At 55.8% G+C, this 22,079-nt stretch carries 21 protein-coding genes; 17 read left to right on the top strand and 4 right to left on the bottom strand.

Annotated features, from left to right (window positions below; translation table 11 throughout):
* Positions 1-43: 43 nt before the first annotated feature.
* Positions 44-889: a septum site-determining protein MinC gene (gene minC / locus AQ611_RS06305; RefSeq protein ID WP_059519863.1), complete on the bottom strand. Its 846-nt coding sequence runs from the start codon at positions 887-889 to the stop codon at positions 44-46.
* A gap of 149 nt (positions 890-1,038) precedes the next feature.
* Positions 1,039-1,635 carry a GNAT family N-acetyltransferase gene (locus tag AQ611_RS06300; RefSeq protein ID WP_231935939.1) on the bottom strand — a complete coding sequence of 199 codons (597 nt, stop codon included), beginning with the start codon at positions 1,633-1,635 and terminating at the stop codon, positions 1,039-1,041.
* Between the two features lie 821 nt (positions 1,636-2,456).
* On the opposite strand from AQ611_RS06300, the gene AQ611_RS06295 reads away from it, so the two are divergent.
* Positions 2,457-3,410 carry a response regulator transcription factor gene (locus tag AQ611_RS06295; RefSeq protein WP_125910512.1) on the top strand — a complete coding sequence of 318 codons (954 nt, stop codon included), beginning with the start codon at positions 2,457-2,459 and terminating at the stop codon, positions 3,408-3,410.
* Positions 3,411-3,729: 319 nt separating this feature from the next.
* Here the strand turns inward: AQ611_RS06295 and sctC are convergent, their stop codons facing one another.
* Positions 3,730-5,499, bottom strand: a complete 1,770-nt coding sequence (gene sctC, locus AQ611_RS06285) for a type III secretion system outer membrane ring subunit SctC (protein WP_059519867.1) — start codon at positions 5,497-5,499, stop codon at positions 3,730-3,732.
* Positions 5,500-5,550: 51 nt separating this feature from the next.
* The gene (locus tag AQ611_RS06280) at positions 5,551-6,972 is read right to left on the bottom strand and encodes a helix-turn-helix domain-containing protein (RefSeq protein ID WP_069234016.1); all 1,422 of its coding nucleotides are present in this window, start codon (positions 6,970-6,972) and stop codon (positions 5,551-5,553) included.
* 260 nt (positions 6,973-7,232) lie between these two features.
* On the opposite strand from AQ611_RS06280, the gene AQ611_RS06275 reads away from it, so the two are divergent.
* From AQ611_RS06275 to sctV, 16 genes are all read left to right on the top strand, one after another.
* Positions 7,233-7,820, top strand: a complete 588-nt coding sequence (locus tag AQ611_RS06275) for an HrpB1 family type III secretion system apparatus protein (protein ID WP_059519869.1) — start codon at positions 7,233-7,235, stop codon at positions 7,818-7,820.
* Positions 7,821-7,839: 19 nt separating this feature from the next.
* A complete protein-coding gene (locus AQ611_RS06270; RefSeq protein ID WP_069234014.1) occupies positions 7,840-8,232 on the top strand; it encodes a hypothetical protein in 393 nt (130 codons plus the stop codon).
* A 43-nt stretch (positions 8,233-8,275) separates the two neighbouring features.
* Entirely contained in the window at positions 8,276-9,160 is an 885-nt protein-coding gene (gene sctJ / locus AQ611_RS06265) for a type III secretion system inner membrane ring lipoprotein SctJ (RefSeq protein WP_083237252.1), read from the top strand.
* 45 nt (positions 9,161-9,205) lie between these two features.
* Positions 9,206-9,946 (top strand): type III secretion protein HrpB4, encoded by a 741-nt coding sequence (locus tag AQ611_RS06260; protein ID WP_069234013.1) that lies wholly within the window; start codon positions 9,206-9,208, stop codon positions 9,944-9,946.
* Positions 9,931-10,806 carry a type III secretion system stator protein SctL gene (gene sctL, locus AQ611_RS06255; protein WP_069234012.1) on the top strand — a complete coding sequence of 292 codons (876 nt, stop codon included), beginning with the start codon at positions 9,931-9,933 and terminating at the stop codon, positions 10,804-10,806. The genes AQ611_RS06260 and sctL overlap by 16 nt, the downstream gene beginning before the upstream one ends.
* Positions 10,803-12,149, top strand: coding sequence for a type III secretion system ATPase SctN (sctN, locus tag AQ611_RS06250; protein ID WP_069234011.1), 1,347 nt, complete (start codon positions 10,803-10,805; stop codon positions 12,147-12,149). Before sctL ends, sctN begins: the two co-directional genes overlap by 4 nt.
* Complete coding sequence (locus AQ611_RS06245; protein WP_069234010.1) at positions 12,149-12,655, top strand: hypothetical protein; 507 nt, start codon at positions 12,149-12,151, stop codon at positions 12,653-12,655. The genes sctN and AQ611_RS06245 overlap by 1 nt, the downstream gene beginning before the upstream one ends.
* The gene (gene sctT / locus AQ611_RS06240) at positions 12,652-13,452 is read left to right on the top strand and encodes a type III secretion system export apparatus subunit SctT (protein ID WP_069234009.1); all 801 of its coding nucleotides are present in this window, start codon (positions 12,652-12,654) and stop codon (positions 13,450-13,452) included. Before AQ611_RS06245 ends, sctT begins: the two co-directional genes overlap by 4 nt.
* A 208-nt stretch (positions 13,453-13,660) precedes the next feature.
* On the top strand, positions 13,661-14,662 hold the full coding sequence (locus AQ611_RS06235) for a hypothetical protein (RefSeq protein WP_059519876.1): 1,002 nt from the start codon (positions 13,661-13,663) through the stop codon (positions 14,660-14,662).
* A 141-nt stretch (positions 14,663-14,803) separates the two neighbouring features.
* The gene (locus tag AQ611_RS06230; protein ID WP_059519877.1) at positions 14,804-15,040 is read left to right on the top strand and encodes a hypothetical protein; all 237 of its coding nucleotides are present in this window, start codon (positions 14,804-14,806) and stop codon (positions 15,038-15,040) included.
* A 136-nt stretch (positions 15,041-15,176) separates the two neighbouring features.
* Complete coding sequence (locus AQ611_RS06225; protein WP_059519878.1) at positions 15,177-15,431, top strand: hypothetical protein; 255 nt, start codon at positions 15,177-15,179, stop codon at positions 15,429-15,431.
* 144 nt (positions 15,432-15,575) lie between these two features.
* Positions 15,576-16,031 (top strand): CesT family type III secretion system chaperone, encoded by a 456-nt coding sequence (locus AQ611_RS06220; RefSeq protein WP_059519879.1) that lies wholly within the window; start codon positions 15,576-15,578, stop codon positions 16,029-16,031.
* A 390-nt stretch (positions 16,032-16,421) separates the two neighbouring features.
* Positions 16,422-16,664: a hypothetical protein gene (locus tag AQ611_RS25410; protein WP_125910514.1), complete on the top strand. Its 243-nt coding sequence runs from the start codon at positions 16,422-16,424 to the stop codon at positions 16,662-16,664.
* Between the two features lie 853 nt (positions 16,665-17,517).
* Positions 17,518-18,588 (top strand): hypothetical protein, encoded by a 1,071-nt coding sequence (locus AQ611_RS06215; RefSeq protein ID WP_069234008.1) that lies wholly within the window; start codon positions 17,518-17,520, stop codon positions 18,586-18,588.
* A 299-nt stretch (positions 18,589-18,887) separates the two neighbouring features.
* Positions 18,888-19,958, top strand: coding sequence for a type III secretion system export apparatus subunit SctU (gene sctU, locus AQ611_RS06210; RefSeq protein WP_069234007.1), 1,071 nt, complete (start codon positions 18,888-18,890; stop codon positions 19,956-19,958).
* Positions 19,959-19,981: 23 nt separating this feature from the next.
* Complete coding sequence (gene sctV / locus AQ611_RS06205) at positions 19,982-22,075, top strand: type III secretion system export apparatus subunit SctV (protein ID WP_069234006.1); 2,094 nt, start codon at positions 19,982-19,984, stop codon at positions 22,073-22,075.
* Positions 22,076-22,079 lie beyond the last annotated feature (4 nt).

Here is a 22,079-nt window from a genome sequence, read left to right as displayed (position 1 = left end):
TTCGTCAATGAGGACCGACCGATCCGTTTGCCGCGCCCGCGCATCACGTCAGGCGCAGCGGCTCGATCATCAGTTTTTCCTGTTCGAGCCGGATCTGCACCGATTTGCCGAGCACGTCGGCAGGCAGCGGATTCTCCGTCGTCCGATAGATACCCGCGATCGAAATCAGTTCCGGTTCGAGACACGTGCAAAAGATGCGCGCGTCGTGATTGCCATGCACGCCCGCGAGAGCGCGGCCGCGCAGCGGCGCGTAGATGTGGATGTTGCCTTGCGCGATGACTTCGGCGCCGTGACTGACCGGGCCGAGCACCACGAGGTCTCCCTTCGCGTATATCTGTTGTCCTGAACGCAGCGGACGGTCGATCACGAGCGTCGCCGCGTATGGCGTGACGGCGGATGCCGCGGATACCGCATCCGCCCCCGGCATGTCCGCGCCGGCGGGCAAGCCCGCTTCGGCCGCGCGCGCGGCCTCCCCCGCCGCTTGCATCCCGTTCGACTGGGCCGGCTCGCCCAGCGTGCCTGCCGCGGCCTCGCTGAGCGCGTCCGCGCCGGTCTTGTGCGCCGCGCCGCGCCGATCGCGCGCCTCGAGCAGCGGCAAGCCAGCGTCGGCAGCCCATGCGTGCTGCGCATGCTGCGCAACCACGCCGACCGCGCGCATCCTCACGTCGTTCAGCATCTGGCGGATCGCGTCGAGCGGCACGCGTTCGCCGTCCGCAAGCCGGCGCACGTCGATCGCAACGACGTCATCCGCAAAAAATTCGGGAGTCGCTTCGAAACGTTTGACCAACTCGGCGCGCAGCGCATCGAGATCGGTGGTTTTCACGATGAACAGCAACGTGTCGACCGAACCGCTGCGCAGTTCGAAGAATGGCGATTTTTTTAGCGACATGGACGTTCTGCAAAAAAATTTTGCGTATTTTACAGGGGTCCACGCAGACGGCCATATTTTCGGGCGCGCGCGGCCCGGCGCCGCCGTTGGCGCCCCGCCGGGATACGGCGCCGCAAGGCTCGGGAATCGCGCGCACGAGAGGTACTTTCTTACACGCGCCGGCGGCAGACAAACAGCGATTTCAGCGCGCCAGGCACGCGCGCGATCGGCGCGCGCTCGCCGGTATCGGCAAAACCGACATGCTCATAGAAGCGGATTGCAACACGGTTCTGATCGGCAATCCACGCATAAACCTCGACGGCGCCGCGCTCGGCGAGCCAATTGCGTGCCGTATCGACGAGCAGCACGCCGCCGCGCAGGTGACGCACCGCGTGCGCGACCCACAACTCGCTCACGAACGCGCGCCGCTCGGGCGTGGCGTCAAAATAAGCGCCGATCATGCCGGCCGGATGGCCTTCGGTATACAGCACGAACGTCGTCGATTCGTCAGACGACGCGCGACGCTCTGCGATCGCTGCCGCAGCGGCCGCATCGACTCTCAACTCGGCTTCGGGCGTCTCACCGCTCGCAAAGGGCTCGCGCAGCGAAGCCGCACGCAGTTCGCGATACACACCGCCCTGATCCGCGGCAATACGACGAACAGTCAAAATCGAACTCATGCAGATACAGCCCCCTTCGGACAGCAAGCCGTTAGCTTCAACCGAAAGCAGGGCATGAGTCAAATCGTAATTTTCGAACACCTGTATAAATTTCGGAGGGACATAGGATGTGCCGAGGTCGGATGTTGCGACGCAACGTATCCGCGCGAGCGATGCCCCTCGAGTGCAGCGAGTCCCAGGCTTCGCCGCTTGGTTGGCGGGCTCTCCAGCATCCGGGCGACGACACTCCGGTAGACGTCCGAGCAGCCAAGCCCGAACGGAACCAACCGTTGCACGTAAAAGCGGTTCGCCGCGCAACTACGAGTTGACTTATGCCGCGATGTCGATCGACCGATTAATTCATTTCACCTGGTTTCGAATTAGAAAACATTCAAAATCAGCCTTGCAACGTCCGGCCCGATCAAATTTCACATCAAATAGCGACATACCCACCCAACCCGACCAAAACTAAAGCAACCAATCAAAACATTGCCACAATACACCGCAATCCACCTAAAATACCCGCATATAAATATCATTATAATGACAGTCATTATCATAAAAAATAAACGTCAACCATTGACAACCTGATTGACAATAGCGCGGACAATTGCGTACAGTGGCACGAGAAACGAATTGCAACACGAGCTTTCGCAAAGACCCTGTCATTCAGAAAATTTGATGCGGCTTGCATGAGTTTGAATCGGGCGATACCAATATTCTTGTCATGCTCGATCCGTTCGTATCCGGCAGCGCTCATGCCATGCCCGATCGGAGTCGAGCCTCCTGGAATCAAACCACTTACCTCTGGCAGACAATAAATTTCATATTAATTTTTAAAACGGCACACTTCAGCGCACACCATTCTCCATCACATATGATAATTAAGTGAAAATAAGGATATCAATCAGACATGCATCACGGCACCATTGAATCCAAACATTTTCCCTCACGGCACGATACTTTTCAATCAATCGGCCAATACGCCGAAAAATGCACCAAGTACTCACGGCATTCGTTCAAGCCGATCAAGGAGCACGCAAAACACGTCGAAACTCATAACCACTCCCAATCGGCGCCCACTACGCATCGGCATCGCCCTTATTGATTCATCGTCGCACAGAAATCAAGCATCGATCGGAATCAAAATTTCCGTTAAAGTGTTATTGTTTTGGTTTATTATGGCAAAGATTGCATATTTAGATTTCGACTCACATGACATAAAAAAAATTCAGTCGACATTGCTCGCCCACGGATACAACTGCCTTCCCTTCGAAGACGGGGAAAGGTTAATATCAAAGCTAAAGAAAAATAAATTCGACCTGCTGCTACTCAACTGGGACGCCCCGTTTGTAACCGGCTACGACGTTCTGATGTGGGCAAAAAGCAATTTAAGCTCACATGTTCCGGTGATTTTTTTATTACACCAAAATCAGGAAAATTACGTCAGCAAAATATTGGCTGCCGGAGCCGATGACTATATTATTCAACCATTCGGCGAAACCGAACTCATTGCGAGAATCAACGTTCAGTTGAGTCGATCCCGGCAAAGGAGAAAATCAGCGGATCAATCGATAATGATCGGCGATTATCTGATTGATCTGGCCAATAGACTTTGCTACTATCGCGGCGCCCCCATTTTACTCACGCCGAAGGAATTCAAAGTCGCTGCATTATTCTTTCGGCATGCCGGCGAAATTCTCACTCGAGAGCATTTGATGGCAGTGATCTGGGGGTATGGTGGTAGCGTTGTTTCCCGATCTCTCGATACACACGTCGCCAAAATCCGCCTCAAGATGAAATTACGCCCGGAAAATGGAGTCCGGCTCGTTTCCGTGTACGGACACGGCTACCGAATGGATGTCATGGGAACGCAAAGCTGATATTTTCGAAGACATAGCATCTCCTGAAATATTTGCGCAACTTCAACATCACCATGACCAATCCATACGTTCGAACAGCATATAAATCAGTGATAACGGACGTCGCCGATACCGGAATAAATTCAATGCCGGCTTCGATCGAACAATCGACGTCTTTGAATCTCTCCATCTCGACTTTGGCCATCGAAAATGCACCACAAACGCCATTGCCGCGAGCGCGCATTCAGTTTAGCTGCAAGAAAAATTCTAAAATTTCAAGACGAAACTCTCGACCACCAACAATCAATTCCAATGATTCACAAAGCGACGATCGCCACACTTAGAATGACAAAACTTTCGGAGTAATCAAAAATATCCGTTCCATTCGAGAATTTTCATTATCCCGGCTACGGAATAACGCACCCAGAAGCGGAATTTTAGACAATACCGGAACGCCATACTCAGCAGTCGATTGCTTTTCCACCTTATAACCAGCAATCAGCAAACTTTCATTCTCCCCGACAAAAGCCTGCGTATTAATTTCACTTGTTTTGATAATTGGAATTTCCTTGACCGCCCCCTTGGTAATACTTCCTTCCTCAATATGCACATTGAGCTTGATTTTAGTCTCGCCGCCGCTTTCCACAACCATAGGCAAAACGCGCAGCGAAGTACCAACCGATACGTTATACAAGGCTCCACCCGTATAACCCGCCACGGGTATAAAGAATCGCGTCTTACTATCCATGACGGCTTCGACATTGTCCAACGTGGCCACCTTCGGCGTCGCATCTATCTTTGCCTTTGAGGTTTGCTGAAGCGCATTGATCCTCGCGAGCAGATAACGGCCTGCATTGCCCAATACCGCCGAGATCGAAGCCCCTACCGGAGTGGCATCCAGAAGAGTAATATTATCGGCCGCCGTTCGGCCAAAACTCGGGTTGAGATTTCCATCATAACTGTTTTGCTGCCGAGTGCCTGTTCCTGTCTGCACATCGACATGGCTATTATGCGCTCTCCAATCCACACCAATTTGCTTGAGCGCATCATCGTCTATTTCAATAATGTGTGCCTCTATTTCTACCAGTTTAGGCTGAACATCCAGCTTTTCGATTATCGAAGAATATTGCTCGATACGCTGAGGCGTATCGCGAATAAGTACCGAGTTGGTCATCGGATTCGCTTCGATTACCGGGAGCATCTTCTCGTTGGCGCTTTCGACTTCACGGCCGCCACTCACAATAATTTTCCCGTCGGCCGCATCGACATCCGGGCTGCCAGCGGCAGGAGACTTACCGCTGAATAAGTTTGCCAATGAGCCGTCCGGCGAATCCGGAAGCGTCGGTATCGGTGGTGGATACCCATTGCCACTGGAACTTCCATTTACGTCACTCAGTTGGCGCAGACGCCGTACATTCGATGTCACAACATTCGGAAGCGCCCCATCGCCGGAATTGTGCAACGTCGAACTGGATGCATAAAGTTGGGACAATATGTTTGCCACTCCGGGTATGACAACGGCTTCGCCGTCAATTTGAACTTTATGATCCGCCGCCCATGCATGATTCAACTTGAACACACGTACAACCGAACCGGCTTGATTCGCTATGCTCTGATCGAGTTGTCGAGCGACATCGTTCACAAGCTGCACATATTGCGCCGGCCCCGTAACGATTGCAGTCCGGGCATCTTCAGCATAAGTCACCGGAAACCTCGAGTTGGACAACTTCATCTTTTTCAAGGTCGCGGCCAACTGACGAGTGTTCGCATAGTTCATCTTGATAACTTGGCGAGTCATTTCGTTCGCGTTGCTGATCGATAATACCGCGCCGTCGTAAAACCAGACGAAGCCAAAGCTTGCAGCAAGCGTGTCGAAAAACCGTTGAGGCGACATATCGAATCGGCCAGTGACGGTCCCTTGTACGTTTGGAGCAATCTGCGCGGGAATTTTTTGACTGGCCGCGAAATCGCGCAGCACATCCTTCAAATCCTTGCCTTCAACAGAAATATGCACTGTCTTACTAGGCCACTGGATCGGCCTTGCATTCGATTCACAAATCACACCGGCGAGCAAGAATATTGCCACTGCGATGGCTCGCAACAATGCCATGAGATTTCCCCGAAAATTTTTGGTATATCTATTAAAATATTTAATGAATGGTCACGGTGCAAGCGTTTGAGAAGGAGCTTCATGAAATTGCTTTCGATAGCCATTCAATAGCGTCGTGCAATTGCGCACCCCCCAACGCCTTGCCACCTCTAATACATTGCGCGTCGGCTCACTCAGCAATTCTTCCCGAATACGCTCCATTCTCATATCGCGAATCAACTCTGTCGGGGACAAGCCGAGATATTTTCGAAACGCCCATTGAAGAGCCCGCTCCGTCAGATTGATTTCCGCAGCAATCTCACAGATCGACAAATCACTTCGATTCAAATTATCAATTATGAAATGATATGCACGGCGATAGCGAACGGGCAGCCGGGCGTCGATATCGTCTGCGGGAGTTCTCAATTTCGTCGCCCGATTTGGCAGCGGAGCCAATCGAGAATTCTCGCGAAGGCACTGCATGGCAGTCAAAGTGTAGCGGCTGTACCACTGCCACGCCTTTTCTATATGGCCGCGGGCCTGTTCAGTCTTCGCGGTGCAGTACAAATAATCCAGCCTGGCATGGGCCGTCAGCTCTCTTTGCCCATCTCGATGCAACGGTTCAAGCACCGCTTCCGCAATCTGCGGAACGCTACCAATCAAGCCAGCCATCGCAATTTCAAGACGCACGGTTCTTTGATAATTTTGCATTCCTAATTTACATGCCCAACACAAATGAACATTTGCCGAACTCGCTGCGCTATACACGCCGCTCATCATTTCCCTTAGTTTCTGCACGTATTCGATCCGGGCGCGCAACACATTTGGCGATACGCTTGGTACTTTTCTTTGCATCCACTGGCCGTCCACTGAATCGAGCCCGGAGCGCCAGTAAGCATGGTCGCTCAGCGCATTTGAACAGTGCATTTCTATTTGAACGGTGATATCGAATCTCATCGCCTCTATCAAAGCCCTCCAGAGTTCATCCACCTCCGGACTTTCGTGAATTCGCTCTTCGAGCACGCCCAGCGCCTCAGCGACTTCATCGACGCGCCCCATAGCGTATAGTGCGCAGATCATGCCGAACCTGGCTTCCAACTCCTGCTCCAACCCTATGTCCTCAGTCCAAGCGATGATGCGCGCGAAACACGATAGCGCCGTACTTGGCCGATAACGATACAGCGCCTGCCATGCGGCATTGCGACAGGACGTGACTCGCAATTCCCGTTTTGACGAACGAATCATGTGTTGGGATCGTTGATAATTCTCTTCGGCCTCCACTTCCATACCGAGGCAAACTTGTAAATCCGCAACCAGTTGCAGCACGCGCGACGCATGCGTACCACTCCCTCCCTCTTCGCTACAACGGTGTAATACTCTGCTGGCCGTAAGAATTTGGCCGTCGAGCAACATGTCGACAATGTGATCGGTTGGAATAGACCAGGACCGTATTGATTGAATATTAAGTAGTGGAAAATATAAGATAGAAAACATCGCTCATCACCTGTAACTACAACTCAAACATGCGGACTTCGAAGAGATCGACACTATACCTATTCAAAGTAGCCACAATTGCCAACCAGTTTGTGAAAGATTGTGAATATTTCGCGAGCAAACAGAATTTCGTACTGCTAGATTTTTTTTCGCTCAACGATCAAATGTAATTTTCAATGATTGCTAGAGTTCAGGCGAAGTCGGCTTTTCCATTCCGCGCCGGCGCTTGATCGGCGTGTTTCACCAAGAGGTCTTTCGCCATGACGGCTGTACAAGAACCCGAATATATGGATTGCCCCGCGGGCGTCGTGGGCGGATTGGTCGAAACGATATCCACCGCGTTGCTCGACAATTTTCCAAAATTGTCTGCTGATGAAAGCGATATCGAGCTGGTACTCGACGCATTGCACGTGCTGCGTCCTCACGTCGCAGAAATCAACGCGCTGGATGGCGTTTTACAGATGACGCGCAGCAACTGGGATAGCGCGATTCACATACTTCGTGACGTTTGCAATGCGGCTCCTCAATTCGGTCAGGCCAGAGCCCTTCTCGCATATTGTCTGTCGATGAAAAACGATCCTGAATGGAAACGTTTTGCGGAAGAAGCATTGGAAATCTCTCCGAGCACCGACACCCGGTATCTCGTGCAAGCGCTCCAGGCAAGAGACGATTTGACGCGAGCAGTGGAAGCCGCACAGAACGGAGCGGAGTTTGTCGTACCAGACTCCGTCGCGCGGCTCACTGCGCTCGCCAATACCGACGGCGTGACAAGAGAACAGCCCGATACGGCGCAGGCGCAAACGCAACTCGCGCCGGATGCGTCAATGTATTCATTCCGGCGAGCCTGAAGCCAGTGGAGTCACACAAATGAACGGATCTATAACAGATCAGCTGCTGCAAGCGGCAGTCGAAAATATAGGGAAAGATGTCCAAACGCCGATCGACACGCCCGCTGCACACCTTGTCGAGCGCTTTCGGACGCTGATGCAGCAAGCTCCGATGGTTGCGCCAGAACCGACCGAATCCAATGGAACCATTGTGCTGAAATTGGCAAAGCTGCACGATGGTCAGCTTCAACAAGCTGTTAATCATATTAACCAATTATCGCATTCCATTCCTTATCTCACGACGAAAGAGGTCATAGCAAATTCGGCCTACATGATGAAAGAAATCGCCACCGTGCAAGCCAACATGTCGGTAAAGATCGCGGTAGTGCACTCTTCGAAATCGGCGCTCGACACGCTGATGCGCAACCAGTAATAAAACAAATTTATAGCTTCGCTTCCGCGAGCAGATTGTAACCATGCGAAATGCATTTTTTAAATATAGTAATCGCATTTTGCCAATTATTATATTTTCAACACTTATTTTTATATCTGGGTGCAAGAAAGAGCTATATACGGGCCTTTCGGAGCAAGACGCCAACGAAATTCTGGCTGTCCTGCTCGAATCGAAAATCGAGTCATCGAAATACCCGTCCTCGGACGGCAAGACCTGGTCGCTGGACGTCGAGGATTCCAACTTGGTGCGTGCGGTGCAGGTACTGCGCGAACATGGCTTGCCACGCAACAAATTCAATAACCTCGGTGATCTATTCCGTAAGGATGGCTTGATATCCACACCCACCGAGGAACGGATCAGATTTATTTACGGTACGTCTCAGGAGCTGTCGGATACCTTGTCGAAAATCGACGGCGTACTTGTCGCCCGCGTGCAGATCGTCTTGCCGAATAACGATCCGCTTGCGCAATCCATCAAGCCATCGTCGGCGGCGGTGTTCATCAAATATCGCCCGGGAGCCGATGTCCGCGCGTGGATCCCACAGATCAAAACACTCGTCATGCACAGCGTCGAAGGGCTGACATACGACCAGGTGAGCGTCATTGCGATGCCTGCGGATCTTGTCGACACCTCAACCAATGCTGTATCCGCTCCGGCAGCCGATCACAATGTCTGGCTACATCGCACCTTGATCGCGATATTGGTCATCGGTTTGATCGTCGCGCTCGTCGTCATCCAACGAAGCTTGACAGCCAACTTAAGACAAACGGCCGGTAGTGATGCACGAATGCCGTTCAGCATGCCCGGCCGTAGCCAAGAACCAGCCTCGGGCACTGTTTCCAAGAAATGGTGGAACGACGGATTCTCGTCGCTAGTCGAGCGCATCCGAAAAATACGATCACGCTAATTCGATGAGACCGGGCCGCACAGTGTGCCCGCCTCTTCCACTCATATGAAGACCCAACCGACCCGCCCGCCATCCGAACGCGCAGCCGCGCTGCGCGAAACGTATGAGGCCAATCTGTCGCACGCTGCGCTATGGGCACATCCCTCCTGGTACATGGCCATACTGGGCGTCGATGAATCGATCGTCGAACAATGGCTTCACACGCTCGCCCATACGAGCAAAGACGCACTTCATGTCTGTTCCCGCGCGCTCGCCGAAGCCGCACATGTCATCCATCCCGATCCCGATGCATATCAACGGCCCGCGCTCGAAACGTCGGCAAACTCGCCGGCTCGATTGAATCTCGCACTTCTGAGCATGTTGCCGACCGCCGTCGGGTTGCAGGTATTGTGCATGCGCGCACTTCTTTTCCGTCGCATCGAACTACGCCGAACGATCGATAAACGCGTATGGGCCAGATTGTCGGAATGGGCAGGCGTCCATATCGAAACGCTCATCGCCGACGCGCCGCCGATGGACACACTCGAGACCGATCGCGGCCTCCATTTGCCGATCGATGCGTTGGATGCCCAAGCGCTCGCCAACGAAGGGTTCGTATTGTTCATGCGTGACGGCTGCCACGACGGTCTGTCATATCGCCATCTGCTGCAACTGGCGCTCAAGCACGGCGGCCATGACGGCAGCGCGCCGGCGTTCATGCCCGGAAAGACCGACGCGAACGGCAGTGCATGGCTGTATTCACAGTTGCCCAACTGGCTTGGAACATGGTCATGGTTATTTGGCTAAGACGCAATGGGTCGGCAACGGCTCAGATCGGCGCTGATACAATCAATACCGACCTCGGCGTAACCGGTGACGTCATTGCGCGTGACACGTTTGGCAAACTGGTCGAACTCGAGCAGGCGTATGCCATACTCGCCGACCAGCGTGAAGCGCTTCTCGCAGACGCGCATGCGCAAGCGGCATCGATCGTCGCAGCGGCCGAGGACAAAGCCCAGCAATTACTCGATGCGGCCCGCAGGGATTGCGAAAGTGCGATAGCTCAAGGCTATGCCGACGGATATGACCAAGCACGCACCGAATGGATGGAGCAAGTCGCGGCATCTGCCGACATGCAAACCAAAATGCAGAAGCGCATGTGTGCGCGGCTGGCCGAAATCGTCACGTCGGCAGTCGAACAGATCGTGCATGTTCAAAATCACGATGCGCTATTCGAGCGTGCGTTATCCACGGTCGAACGGATGGTCGACGGCGCAACCTATCTGCATGTCGCCGTCAATCCTCAGGATTTCGAACAAGCACGAACGACATTCAATCGCCTCGCCTCGCGTTGGCGGGAGCTGGGCTATCCGATATCGCTATCGGTCAATATCGACAAACGGCTTGCGCCGGGCAGTTGCGTCTGCGACTCCGACTGCGGCACCGTCGACGCCAGTCTCGACACGCAGTTACGCGCCATGCGCAACGCGGTATCGCGCGCGCTGAAACGGGCGGTCGATCGCACTGCCTCCGCCACGATGGCAGACGAGACGTCCGATCCGGGCCTCCATGTCCGGCAATCTGCCGACGCGTTCATCTCCGCAACCGATATTTCCGGCAGCCAGATGATCGAGCAGCCGCATGCGGATGACGGAGCGTTCGCATGAAGCCCGCATGGTCCGTGGAGGAGTTCGATCTCGAGAGATTCGCGGCGGAAATCGAACAGGAACTCGGCGTTCAATCAACCGTCACCCGCACCGGCAAAGTCATCGAAGTAATCGGAACGTTACTCAAGGTCATCGGCGTGGATTTGTCATTAGGTGAACTATGCGAATTACGCGACCCCAAGGGCTCGGTGCTGCAACGTGCCGAAGTCGTCGGCTTCACGCGCGAATATGCGTTGCTCTCGCCATTCGCATCCCTGGAGCATATTTCACGTTCGACACAGGTCGTCGGGCTTGGGCGCCCGCTGTCCGTGAAAGTGGGCGATGCGCTGCTCGGGCGCGTAATCGACAGCCTGGGTGAACCCGTCGACGAAGGACCACCGATCGAAGCCGCGACGCTGCGTCCGATCCTGACCTCACCGCCTCCACCGATGAGCCGGCGCATGATCGAAATGCCGATGCCCACCGGCGTGCGCGCCGTGGACGCGCTTCTGACGCTGGCCGAAGGACAACGGATGGGAATCTTTGCTCCTGCCGGAGTCGGGAAAAGCACGCTGCTCGGCATGTTTGCCAGAGGAACCGCCTGCGACGTCAACGTGATCGCGTTGATTGGCGAGCGTGGTCGGGAAGTGCGCGAGTTTGTCGAATTGATTCTCGGCCCGCAAGGCATGCAGCGTTCGGTCGTCGTCTGCGCAACGTCGGATCGCTCGCCGACCGAGCGAGCGAAGGCCGCATACGTGGCAACGTCGATCGCCGAGTATTTTCGTGATCGCGGCCAACGCGTGCTGCTGATGATGGATTCATTGACGCGATTTGCCCGCGCCGTTCGGGAAATTGGTCTTGCCGCCGGAGAACCTCCCGCACGGCGCGGCTTCCCGCCTTCGGTCTTCGCCGAATTGCCGCGGTTGCTGGAACGCACCGGCATGGGCGAAGTCGGATCGATCACCGCCCTCTATACCGTTCTAGCCGAGGACGAAACCGGAAACGATCCCATTGCGGAAGAAGTGCGCGGCATCCTCGACGGGCACATGATTCTTTCTCGCGAAATCGCCGCGAAGAATTTTTATCCGGCCATCGACGTGCTCAAGAGCCTGTCCCGCGTTATGCCTCAAGTCGTGCCACCGCACTATATGCAGGCATCGGGCCGCCTGCGCGAACTCATCGCCAAGTATCAGGATGTCGAAATGTTGCTGCAAATCGGCGAATACAAACCGGGCACCGATGCACTTGCAGATGAAGCCATCGAGAAACACGAAGCCATCCGCGCGTTCCTCTGTCAGGCCACGACACACTACGCACACGCATCCGATACGGAAAAGCTGCTCTTCGCACTCGCGGGCAACTGATGGCGCCGGCCCTCCTCATTCGGGCGCTGAAACGTTCGATCGAGCGCGGGCAACGATACGACGGGCAATTGCGCCAGCAGCTTGCAACGCAGCGCGATGAGTATGCAACGCGTGCCGCGCATTGCGACGCCCAGCGCGAACGCTTGGAGAACGAACGGAACACGTTGGATAGATACATCCGCAAGATAGACGCGCTAACTAGCGGCGGCCAGGCGTTTCACCCTGAATTGTTCAATGATTACCATACCTATGTGAATATTCTGACGGAGCGCGTCGATATGCAATGCGAAGAATTTCGGCGGCTGGAAGCGCTCCTGTCCGAGGCCGCCGAGACCATTACTCAAACGCTTCGCGAAATTGCACGAAACACTGGCCGCATCGATCGCTGCCGCGATCGTCTACAGACGATTGAACGCGCGCTCGAAATGGCGTCCAACGATGCGCTTGATGAGGAAGCCGAAGAGCTTTCCGTTGCCCGATCACTCCGCAGAAAGGCCCTCCGATGAACGATACGCTGACCATTTTCCCCTATGGCCCGCTACTGGTTCAGTACGCGACAGTCATCGGCCTTTGCTCGCTCCGGTTCGCGGTGCCGGCACTCATGTTCCCGCCCATTGCCAATGGTTTGAGCGGCTCCGTCCGCACTGGCGTCGTCATGTTGTTCGGATCATTCGTCGCTTATGGGCAACCTTTGTCGCTGGGTCAAAAAATCCAAGGTATGTCGGCGCTTCTGATGACGGGCCGCGAAGTATTGATCGGACTTCTGATCGGATTCGTCGCGTCGAGTATATTCTGGGCCGTGGAAAATGCCGGCATCTATATCGACAATCTAACAGGCTACAACAACGCACAAGTTAGCAATCCTTTGCGTCAGGAGCAGTCGACGCCGACCTCTACATTACTATCGCAAATCGCGACCGTCGCGTTCTGGTCGCTCGGCGGGATGACGTTTCTGCTCGGTGCGATATACGAATCGTATCGATGGTGGCCGATCGCGGCGATCAAACCGATTCCACTCAATATTCTCGAATCGTTCGTTTTGACACAAAGCGATTCGCTGATGCAACTGACGGCCAAGCTGTCGTTACCGATCGTGTTCATTCTGCTGTTGGTGGACTTTGCCTTCGGGTTCATCGGAAAGTCGGCGGAAAAACTGGATCTGGGAACGTTCAGTCAGCCAATCAAGGGCGCTCTCACCGTACTGATTCTCGCCCTGTTCGCCGGGCTGGTGATCGACCAAACGCGCAGCCAACTGACGCTGCAGGCGCTCGGCGCGCAGCTCGAGCACTGGATCGGGCATTAGCCGCCAAACCAGCCGGCGTGCGGCTCTTGCGTTCATTTATCCGATATCGGCCACAAGCTCCGCGAGCCGCCTGTGTCATACGGTTTCGCCTCGCCTATGAAGAATTCGCATCGTGCCGACGATATGATGTATCTATCACGTAACCTTGAGACAAGTTCAAATTAAGCATTATTGATTTCATGCGACTTGTCAAAACTTGGTACGGGCGATGAAGCTGTTACGCGTATTGACCGGCTTTCATGCCGGCGCACAACTCAGTATCGAACCTGGTGTCTATCGCATCGGCGCGCATGCCGATGCCGATATCCAGTTAATTGACTGGCAAGGAAACGACGTGGTCTTACGCGTCGACACCAACGGCGTCGTGACCGTGTCGCCGAAGCGCGACGAAACGGACGCTGACGTTGCGACCGCCGAGCCGGGCCTGCCCATCCGAAGCCTGACCGATCTCGAGCCGGTTCAGTTCGGAGAAACGGTGCTATGCGTGGGAAACGAAACCCCTAAATGGCCGTCCGACGTTGAACTGCTTTCCACTTTGCTTGCGCAGCCGCACGAATTGCGTGCTCATGGCACGCGCTTCTATCGTCATGCGATCGCCGCAGCCGTCACATGTGCGTTGTTTGTATCCGCGACGATCGGCCTGTCGCTCGATACCGCGGAGGCCAGCCATGCATCGACGCTCAATTTCACCAGCGAAAATGCGCAGCAAATCCGCCGTGCGCTCGCGGCAGCGCACCTCGACGGACTGTATGCGCGGGCAATCGGCAACACCATCGCCGTATCCGGCATCGTATTGAATGACACGGATGATCGCGCGGCACGCAGGATTCTCGATCGATTCAGCTCGACCAATACGATCGAGCGCAACTACGATATCGCACAGGACGTAACCCGCAGCATCGGCGACATGCTCGGTGTCAATGGCGCGTATGTCACGTATCTCGGTGACGCCCGTTTCGCAGTCAATGGGCCGGCTCTCGAGAAAGCCGCGCTCGAGACCGCCATCGCTCGCGTTCGGGACGATCTCGGCCCCAACATCACGGACGTTGTGTTACGAACCAGCGGCCCGGATGCCACAACTCGCCCGATCCCGTCTTATTCGGAAATGCTGGCTTCCAACGACGTGCGCTTTGCCCAAACCCCCGATGGCGTCAAACATCTCTTCAGCAGCAGTGATCCGATGGAAAGTGAAAATGCGATACCCAGATAGCCATATCGGATCGGCACGTCTGCCCGCGGTTCGAACGGCGCAGTACGCGTTGCGATTCGGCATCGACTGTCGAACAAGATTGGTTCGCTGCGCCAATCGCACCGAACCGCATCGGCGGCACTCAACTTGATTTGAACGAAAATGTACAAATTGCTTGAATCACACTCATCGGAAATTGAAAACATTTCCAAAATCCTGAATCAAGACGGCAACTCGCAGCGCATCGGCGAGATATGCCAAGCACTCGAAGAAACCGCTCAACGCATAGGCGAAACTAAAAGCACGACAGAGCTTGATCGCAGCAACCTCATCAAGCTGTACCGTGGATTTTTTGCCGCGTCACGCGTACTCCAGCAATTGCAACATCGAGAGAAATAGGATGAAACGGCCAAGGCCCGGGCATACCGACAGGCGGACATGAATGATCCGCCCCGGCAAAATACCAGCCACCGGAAACTCGCGGTGGCCAGGTTGTAGTGGAGCGTCATGCTCATTTATTTTTAAGGAGATTAAAATGGTACGCAATACTAACTCTGTCAATACGAATCGCGATCTCAACCCCCAAAGCAACACGTTCAACGTGAACGACATTCAATCGCTGCAACAAAGCATGGCCAAGTCGACGGAATTCCAAATGCAGACGATGGCTATGCAAACTGCATTCCAGAAGCAACTGGCAGCCGCACAAGCGGAAGCCGATATGTACAAAATGGAAGCGGAAGTGACGAAGAAGTCGTTCTCCGATACGGAGCGGGTCGGCGGTCAATAACGGCCTAATCGTATTTCGTGGATATTCGAATGGATATCCACGAAATACCTCCTCATATGCGTCCGGCACAAAATACGTGCCGGCGCGTTGCACCCTTGGCACTACCGAATATATTTTTCGCACGAGTGCCATATCGGATAGAAAGTGAGCAGCGAGCGTTATGTCACGTTGATCTCGGAATTATGCGAGACGGTTGGATTGACCGATGTCGATCATGTCCTCAGGACACGCACCATCGAGGTCGACGGATTTGATGTGCGGCTCGAATATTTCGAGCACGATCTCGATGCGATGTATATCAACTTCAGCTTCGGCACGATGACTTCGGGCCGCACGCTGGTGGTATTCAGGCTGATGCTGGAAGCCAATCTTCTGATCTACGCGCAAGACCAAGCGCACTTGGGGCTCGACGCGGATACCGGCGGAATCATTCTGGCGTTGCGCTTCCCATTCGACATGGGCATTACCGGGCAAGCCATCGCCGAACTGCTTGCACACTATGCAGGCCACGGCCGCTACTGGCGGCAGAATATTTTGGAATCGAGCGACGAGATGTTCGAAGGCATCGCATCCGGGGTGTTTTCCTGGCTGCGCGCATGACACTTTACCCTCGAGCACCACTGCGCTGCCGATCGATTCAGCACGCTTCCACGAGATCGTCATGGCTCCGCTTGCTCACCGCACGAGCTTCCGCAAACCTCGCGCCGAGCTTCGAGATCGAGCCGCGCCCTCTGTTGCAGAGATTCCCTAATTCGGCTTGCACAACACGCGGGTGAACGGCGCGCATTCGGTCATTACGGCCTGCCGCGGCCGAAGGCTGCCCTTTCAGCCAGACATGACACGTCGGACCATGTCAGCCGCCGCGTAACGGATAGCTCGTTACTTCCGGCAAGCGCTTCATCCGGCCTAACCAACGAACGCTGCGGGGACTGGCTTCGGATTACCGCAATTCATTTCGCGAGCATCTCTTTCATCACGATTCTTCGCCCTATGATCAATTACGTGGAATCCGGCTCGGTAACCACATCATTCAATTCAACCGGAGAAATCGATATGTGTAACTGCTCCAAGGCTTCTCAAGCAAACGGCGTTCAGTCTCCCGCACAGGATGCGGCGTCTTCGCCGGCCATACAGCAACTCGTGCAGGCCGTCATGCAAGCCGTGCAATCGGCGGTTCAAAGCCTCGGGACCAACAACGGCGCCACAGGCGCCCAAACTCCAGTGGCGGGCTGAGTTTCCCGTCTAGCGAGACTCGATCCGGTGGAACTGGCTTTTGGCAACCCAGTTGTTTCAATTTTGGAGATTCGATAATGGGTAAAGGTAGATGCAATGGCGTTCGCTCATCCTGCCAGGCCAGTTCTACTCGCTGCTCAGGCGCGGCTGGTCCGCAGATGAAACAGTGCAATCGTCAGTGTCAGACGGCTTGCCGCAACGTGTGCAAAGGGGCGAAGCCCCAGATTTGCGCGGCACCAAACAATCCGGCTCGAACCGCCCCGGCTATCGCCGCGCCTCGGCCTGGAGCCACCGCGCCGACGGCTGCTCCGCCATCGTACAAGCCCAGTGTCACGCCCGGCGCCGGTCCGTCCGCGTCGCTCGTTCCCGGCACAGGTATCGGGCCGGGTGCTGGAGCTTCCGCTTCGCAGGTTCCGGCGGTGGGTATCGGCAGTTCGGCATCGCGAGCCTATGCGGCCGGTATCGGGGCAGGCGGCTCCGCGTCGCAAGCGCCCGGAACAGGTATCAGTCCATCCGCTTCACAAGCTGGCCAAACCAGCATCGGCGCCGGCGGCTCCGCTTCGCAAATTTCCGGCACCGGCATCGGAACTAGTCTATCCACGTCTCAAGCATATGGTTCCGATATCGGCGCCACCAATCCCGCAGCCGTGGACGACCTCATCAGTCTTCTGGTGAACCTGTCCGATTCGATGGCTTCCTGAACCACGCGTACCGCGTCCGCCGGCATGCAGCCAGCGGACGTTATCGGCAAATTTGAAAGGACGAGTGAGCGGTTTCTATCCTGATTCAAATCCATGCCTGATATTGACCGTTTTCAATTTCAGCACTGCGAATCTATCTCGAGGACCTTATCATGGATAATCTATCAACGGCATCGACAAACTATTTTCCAAATATCAATTCGGCGAATTTCGGCAATGCATCGCAGATCTCGCCGAGCCAGATGATGATGCTGGGTGTACTGGCCTATTTCATCGGCCGCTACATGTCGCAAATGCAGCAGAACGGATTCAAGCCCAACACGGCCGGTGACGCTCAGGGTTCACCGGCGAACGGTGCTGGCTACGGGCAACCCCCGTCGACGAATCCGGTTGGCGCTCAAGCGAACTCTCCGGCCAATAATCCCGCAGACGGTGCGACTTCGCTGCCGTCTCTGTTTGGTGGCCAGCAAGGCTCGCCGGCAAACGGCGCAACCAACGGGCAAAACCTGCCGGCTTCGCCGTTTGGCGCTCAACAAGGCTCATTGTCGACCAGCGCTTATAACGGAAACGGTCGGGGCAATTGTGACTGTGGCGCGAACCGCCCGGCGAACCCGGCATGCCCTGGTCAATCGCCCGCTCCGATTGGCTGCGCTCCGGATCGCCGCACGCCGGAAATTCAATCGTCGCTCTCGCTGAAACCGTCAAAGAACGGCTACAGCGGCTCGGCCTCGATGACGACGCATGGCGGCTATCGCATCGAAGCCAATCAGCCGGCAAACGCAAACGGCGACTCCTACATCAATATCTACGGCCCCGACGGCAAAAAAATGCCATACGTCTGGGGCGATCCTCATATTACCTATGCGAATGGCAAAGGGAATACGTTCAAGGGCTCCGGAGGAATTCAACTGCCGGACGGCTCGCACATACTGATGAATACCGTACCGGACCCGACCCATCCGGGCCAATATCGCGTCAAGGATTTCGACGTAGTCGATCAGAATGCGTCTGCGCGCGTGAGCAACCTCCAGGGCGGCGGTGATCTGAGCGTCACATTCTCGCGTGGCAACGGCAAGCAAATCGCACAGAATTTCTATGCCAATACCTCGCGCAATAACCTGCAAATGACCGCCGACGGCCGCATCATCGATCTCGTCACCATGCAGGACATCAGCAATGGCGAACAGATGGACAATGCCAAGCCGCTCGCGGCGGCCGCATGACCCTTCTTTTCCGGCAATGTTGCCGAACTAAAAAAAACGGGAGGATGGAGCTCGATATCGGCACATGATCGCGAATACGCCCAAGCGCGACGCTCAAGCCGATTCGGCGCTCCATGACTGGCGCGCGGCGTGGATTTCATCCACGCCGCCTGCCTGTCGTTAGTCCGTCGAGATGCGAATGCGTCGCTCGAAATCGGCAAATGCATCTGCGACCTCCCAACACCGGCGACGAACACGCTCTCGCGAATGCGCGAAACGAACATGACGAAATGGATAAGCAAGCCTTGGACAGGTAGTCGATGAGTGACGAAAAAACCGAGGAACCAACCGACAAAAAACTCCGCGACAGCCGCAAGGAAGGTAAGGTCTCGAATAGCCGCGACTTCACCGAGGCGGTCACGCTATCGGCAACGATCGTGCTCCTGATCGTGATGACGGATCATCTGGGCGATACGTTTCGGAGCATCGTGAAAATACCGATCGGCTTCATCGACGGCGATCACTCGTTGGCGAACATTCTCGCGCAGACCTATAAATTGGCCGGACTCATGCTCATCGCCACCGTGCCTTGCGTCGCCGTCGCCGTTCTTGCTTCGATCGGCGTCTCGGCCGCCCAGGTCGGCCTGCAGATATCCATGAAACCGGTCACGCCCAACCCCGCAGCCGTCAATCCCGCCAGCGGGCTCAAGCGGATCTTCTCGATGCGCACGCTGCTCGATTTCGTGAAGATGGTCATCAAGGCCGCCATTATCGGCATCGTGATGTGGAAAAGTATCGAAGGGCTGTTTCCGTTGATCGCCGGCTTCCTGTACCAGCCGCTGTCCGAACTTCCCTCGTTGCTTTGGCATATCTCGCTCAGGCTGTTCATGATCGCTGCCGCCGTCTTCGTCCTGGTGGGCGTGGTCGACATCAAATTGCAGCGCGCGATGTTCATCAAAGAAATGAAGATGAGCAAGGACGAGGTCAAGCGCGAGTTCAAGAATGAGGAAGGCGACCCGCTGATCAAAGGGGAACGCCGCCGCCTCGCGCGCGCGCTGGTTTCCTCGCCTCCGCCGTCCAAGCGAGTCGAAACCGCGAACATGCTGGTGGTCAATCCCACCCATTACGCGGTGGCCGTGCGTTACCGGCCACCAGAGGATCTATTGCCGCGCGTGGTGGCCAAGGGCGTCGACGAAAGCGCCGCGCAACTGCGGCGTGTGGCAATGGAAGCCGGCGTGCCCATCATCGGCAATCCGCCAGTGGCACGGGAGCTATATAAAGTCGGCATAGACGAACCCATTCCGGAATCGCTGTTCCAGGCCGTGGCCACCATCCTGCACTGGCTCGAAACGGTCGGCCCGGATGCCGGCATCGCGCATAACGGCGGTTGATTCCGCAGGAAAACCGAACACCTATGTTCAAATCACTCAAGCTTCCGGCCGGTGGCGAAGTCGGCGTCGCACTGCTGATCGTCGCGATCATCTCGCTGATGATTCTGCCGCTGCCGCCCGCGATCATCGACATTTTGCTCGGCATCAATATCACGCTCAGCGTCACGCTTCTGATGGTCACGTTGTATGTGACCAATATCGTGTCGCTATCGGCCTTTCCCGCGCTGCTGCTGTTCACCACGCTGTACCGCCTGTCGCTCAACATCGCGTCGACCAAATCCATTCTGCTCAAGGCGGACGCCGGACATATCATCGAAAGTTTCGGCAGGCTGGTGGTCGGCGGCAACTTGGTCGTCGGGCTGGTGGTGTTCGTGATTATCGCGACGGTTCAATTCATCGTGATTGCGAAAGGTTCAGAGCGCGTGGCGGAAGTCGGTGCGCGCTTCACGCTCGACGCGTTGCCCGGCAAGCAGATGAGTATCGACGCGGACCTGCGCGCCAATCTGCTGACCGCCGACGAAGCGCGTCGCAAACGCGCGCTGCTCGCCATCGAAAGCCAACTGCATGGCGGAATGGATGGCGCGATGAAATTCGTCAAAGGTGACGCGATCGCAGGGCTCGTCATCACGCTGATCAATATCGTTGCCGGCATTGCCGTCGGCGTCGTTTATCACGGCATGACGACGGGCGAAGCGGCAAATCGCTTCTCTGTCCTATCGATCGGCGATGCGATGGTCTCGCAAATTCCGTCGCTGCTTCTGTCGGTGGCCGCAGGCGTCATGACCACGCGCGTCGTGGACGAAAGCCAGCCGCGTGCCGGCTCGCTCGGCGACGATATTGGCCGGCAGCTCACGTCGAATTCGCGCGCGCTGTACTTCACCGCGGTGCTGCTGCTCGGCTTCGCCGCGGTGCCCGGATTCCCGTCCCTGCTCTTCGTGATGCTCGCCGCCATTCTCGCAATCGCCGCCTATCATCTCAATGCGAAACATCCGCACAGCGCGCCGGGAACCGAATCCGACGCGTTGCAATCGATGCAACGCCTAGGCGCGAAGAGCGAAATGCCTGCCATCCTGACCAGCGCTCCGCCCTTCGCGTGCCCGATCGGCATTCGCCTTTCGCCGGACGTGGCCCCCCGGCTGGCGATGCCCGCACTCGAGCGTGCGTTCGCACTTGAGCGCGCGCATCTGCAACAGGAACTGGGGCTGCCGTTTCCCGGCATTGCGATGTGGCCTCACGCCGCACTGCCCGAAGCCACTGGCGAAATTCTCGTACACGATGTGCCCAAGCTGAAGATCGATCTTCCGTCAGGCAAGGTCATGCTGCCCGAACCCGAACGATGCGCGCCGTATCACCCGTTGAGTGCGACGAATGACGCAACGCCGCCGGCGCCGAACGCGGAAACGTTCGGGCCGATCGACGCAACAGGCGCGCCAACGCGCTGGGCAGACGAACGCGCCGCGCCACCCAAGGCGGAAGTGTGGCGCATCGAACGCGTGATCGCCCATGCAGCCATTGCGATGATTCGACATCATGCACCGCAGTTTCTAGGCGTTCAGGAGACGCAATGGATACTGGATCAAGCTGCGGTCGACTATCCCGGCTTGGTAGCCGAAGTTCAAAAGGTGCTTGCGCCGCAACGTATCGCGGAAGTGTTCCGCCGGCTGCTCGAAGAGCAGGTTCCGATCCGCAACGTCCGATCGATCATGGAGAGCCTCATTCAATGGGGCCCCAAGGAGAAGGATCTCCTGATGCTCACCGAGTACGTGCGCGGCGACATGTCTCACTTGCTGGCGCATCAAGCGGCTAATGGAGAGCCTGCGCTTTGCGCGGTACTTTTCGATTTGCCTGTCGAACAACATATTCGGCAATCGATCAAGCAAACCCCGACCGGCAATTATCTTGCGCTGCCGCCCGACGAAATCAACATCCTGGTCAACAAGGTCGAATCGCTGATTCATGATTCGCCTCGCAACCGGATTGCCGTGGTTACCTCGATGGATATCCGGCGCTATGTGCGAAGAATGATCGAAACGAGGCTGCCGTGGCTGTCGGTTTATTCGTACCAGGAGCTTGGAGAGCAGATCGAGCTCAAGCCGCTCGGCCGGGTCACCATTTAAGGCG

Origin of the sequence: Burkholderia singularis (genome assembly GCF_001718875.1) — a bacterium.
GTDB classification, from domain to species: Bacteria; Pseudomonadota; Gammaproteobacteria; order Burkholderiales; family Burkholderiaceae; genus Burkholderia; species Burkholderia singularis.
The sequence above is the reverse complement of the archived record's forward strand: the minus strand, read 5'-3'. Positions and strand labels throughout refer to the sequence as shown.

What these genes read in the sequence shown, in the direction of transcription:
- minC (WP_059519863.1), bottom strand. Translation starts at nt 889, where the DNA reads ATGTCGCTAAAAAAATCGCCATTCTTCGAACTGCGCAGCGGTTCGGTC.
- sctC (WP_059519867.1), bottom strand. Translation starts at nt 5,499, where the DNA reads ATGGCATTGTTGCGAGCCATCGCAGTGGCAATATTCTTGCTCGCCGGT.
- AQ611_RS06280 (WP_069234016.1), bottom strand. Translation starts at nt 6,972, where the DNA reads ATGTTTTCTATCTTATATTTTCCACTACTTAATATTCAATCAATACGG.
- AQ611_RS06275 (WP_059519869.1), top strand. Translation starts at nt 7,233, where the DNA reads ATGACGGCTGTACAAGAACCCGAATATATGGATTGCCCCGCGGGCGTC.
- AQ611_RS06270 (WP_069234014.1), top strand. Translation starts at nt 7,840, where the DNA reads ATGAACGGATCTATAACAGATCAGCTGCTGCAAGCGGCAGTCGAAAAT.
- sctJ (WP_083237252.1), top strand. Translation starts at nt 8,276, where the DNA reads ATGCGAAATGCATTTTTTAAATATAGTAATCGCATTTTGCCAATTATT.
- AQ611_RS06260 (WP_069234013.1), top strand. Translation starts at nt 9,206, where the DNA reads ATGAAGACCCAACCGACCCGCCCGCCATCCGAACGCGCAGCCGCGCTG.
- sctL (WP_069234012.1), top strand. Translation starts at nt 9,931, where the DNA reads ATGGTTATTTGGCTAAGACGCAATGGGTCGGCAACGGCTCAGATCGGC.
- sctN (WP_069234011.1), top strand. Translation starts at nt 10,803, where the DNA reads ATGAAGCCCGCATGGTCCGTGGAGGAGTTCGATCTCGAGAGATTCGCG.
- AQ611_RS06245 (WP_069234010.1), top strand. Translation starts at nt 12,149, where the DNA reads ATGGCGCCGGCCCTCCTCATTCGGGCGCTGAAACGTTCGATCGAGCGC.
- sctT (WP_069234009.1), top strand. Translation starts at nt 12,652, where the DNA reads ATGAACGATACGCTGACCATTTTCCCCTATGGCCCGCTACTGGTTCAG.
- AQ611_RS06235 (WP_059519876.1), top strand. Translation starts at nt 13,661, where the DNA reads ATGAAGCTGTTACGCGTATTGACCGGCTTTCATGCCGGCGCACAACTC.
- AQ611_RS06230 (WP_059519877.1), top strand. Translation starts at nt 14,804, where the DNA reads ATGTACAAATTGCTTGAATCACACTCATCGGAAATTGAAAACATTTCC.
- AQ611_RS06225 (WP_059519878.1), top strand. Translation starts at nt 15,177, where the DNA reads ATGGTACGCAATACTAACTCTGTCAATACGAATCGCGATCTCAACCCC.
- AQ611_RS25410 (WP_125910514.1), top strand. Translation starts at nt 16,422, where the DNA reads ATGATCAATTACGTGGAATCCGGCTCGGTAACCACATCATTCAATTCA.
- AQ611_RS06215 (WP_069234008.1), top strand. Translation starts at nt 17,518, where the DNA reads ATGGATAATCTATCAACGGCATCGACAAACTATTTTCCAAATATCAAT.
- sctU (WP_069234007.1), top strand. Translation starts at nt 18,888, where the DNA reads ATGAGTGACGAAAAAACCGAGGAACCAACCGACAAAAAACTCCGCGAC.
- sctV (WP_069234006.1), top strand. Translation starts at nt 19,982, where the DNA reads ATGTTCAAATCACTCAAGCTTCCGGCCGGTGGCGAAGTCGGCGTCGCA.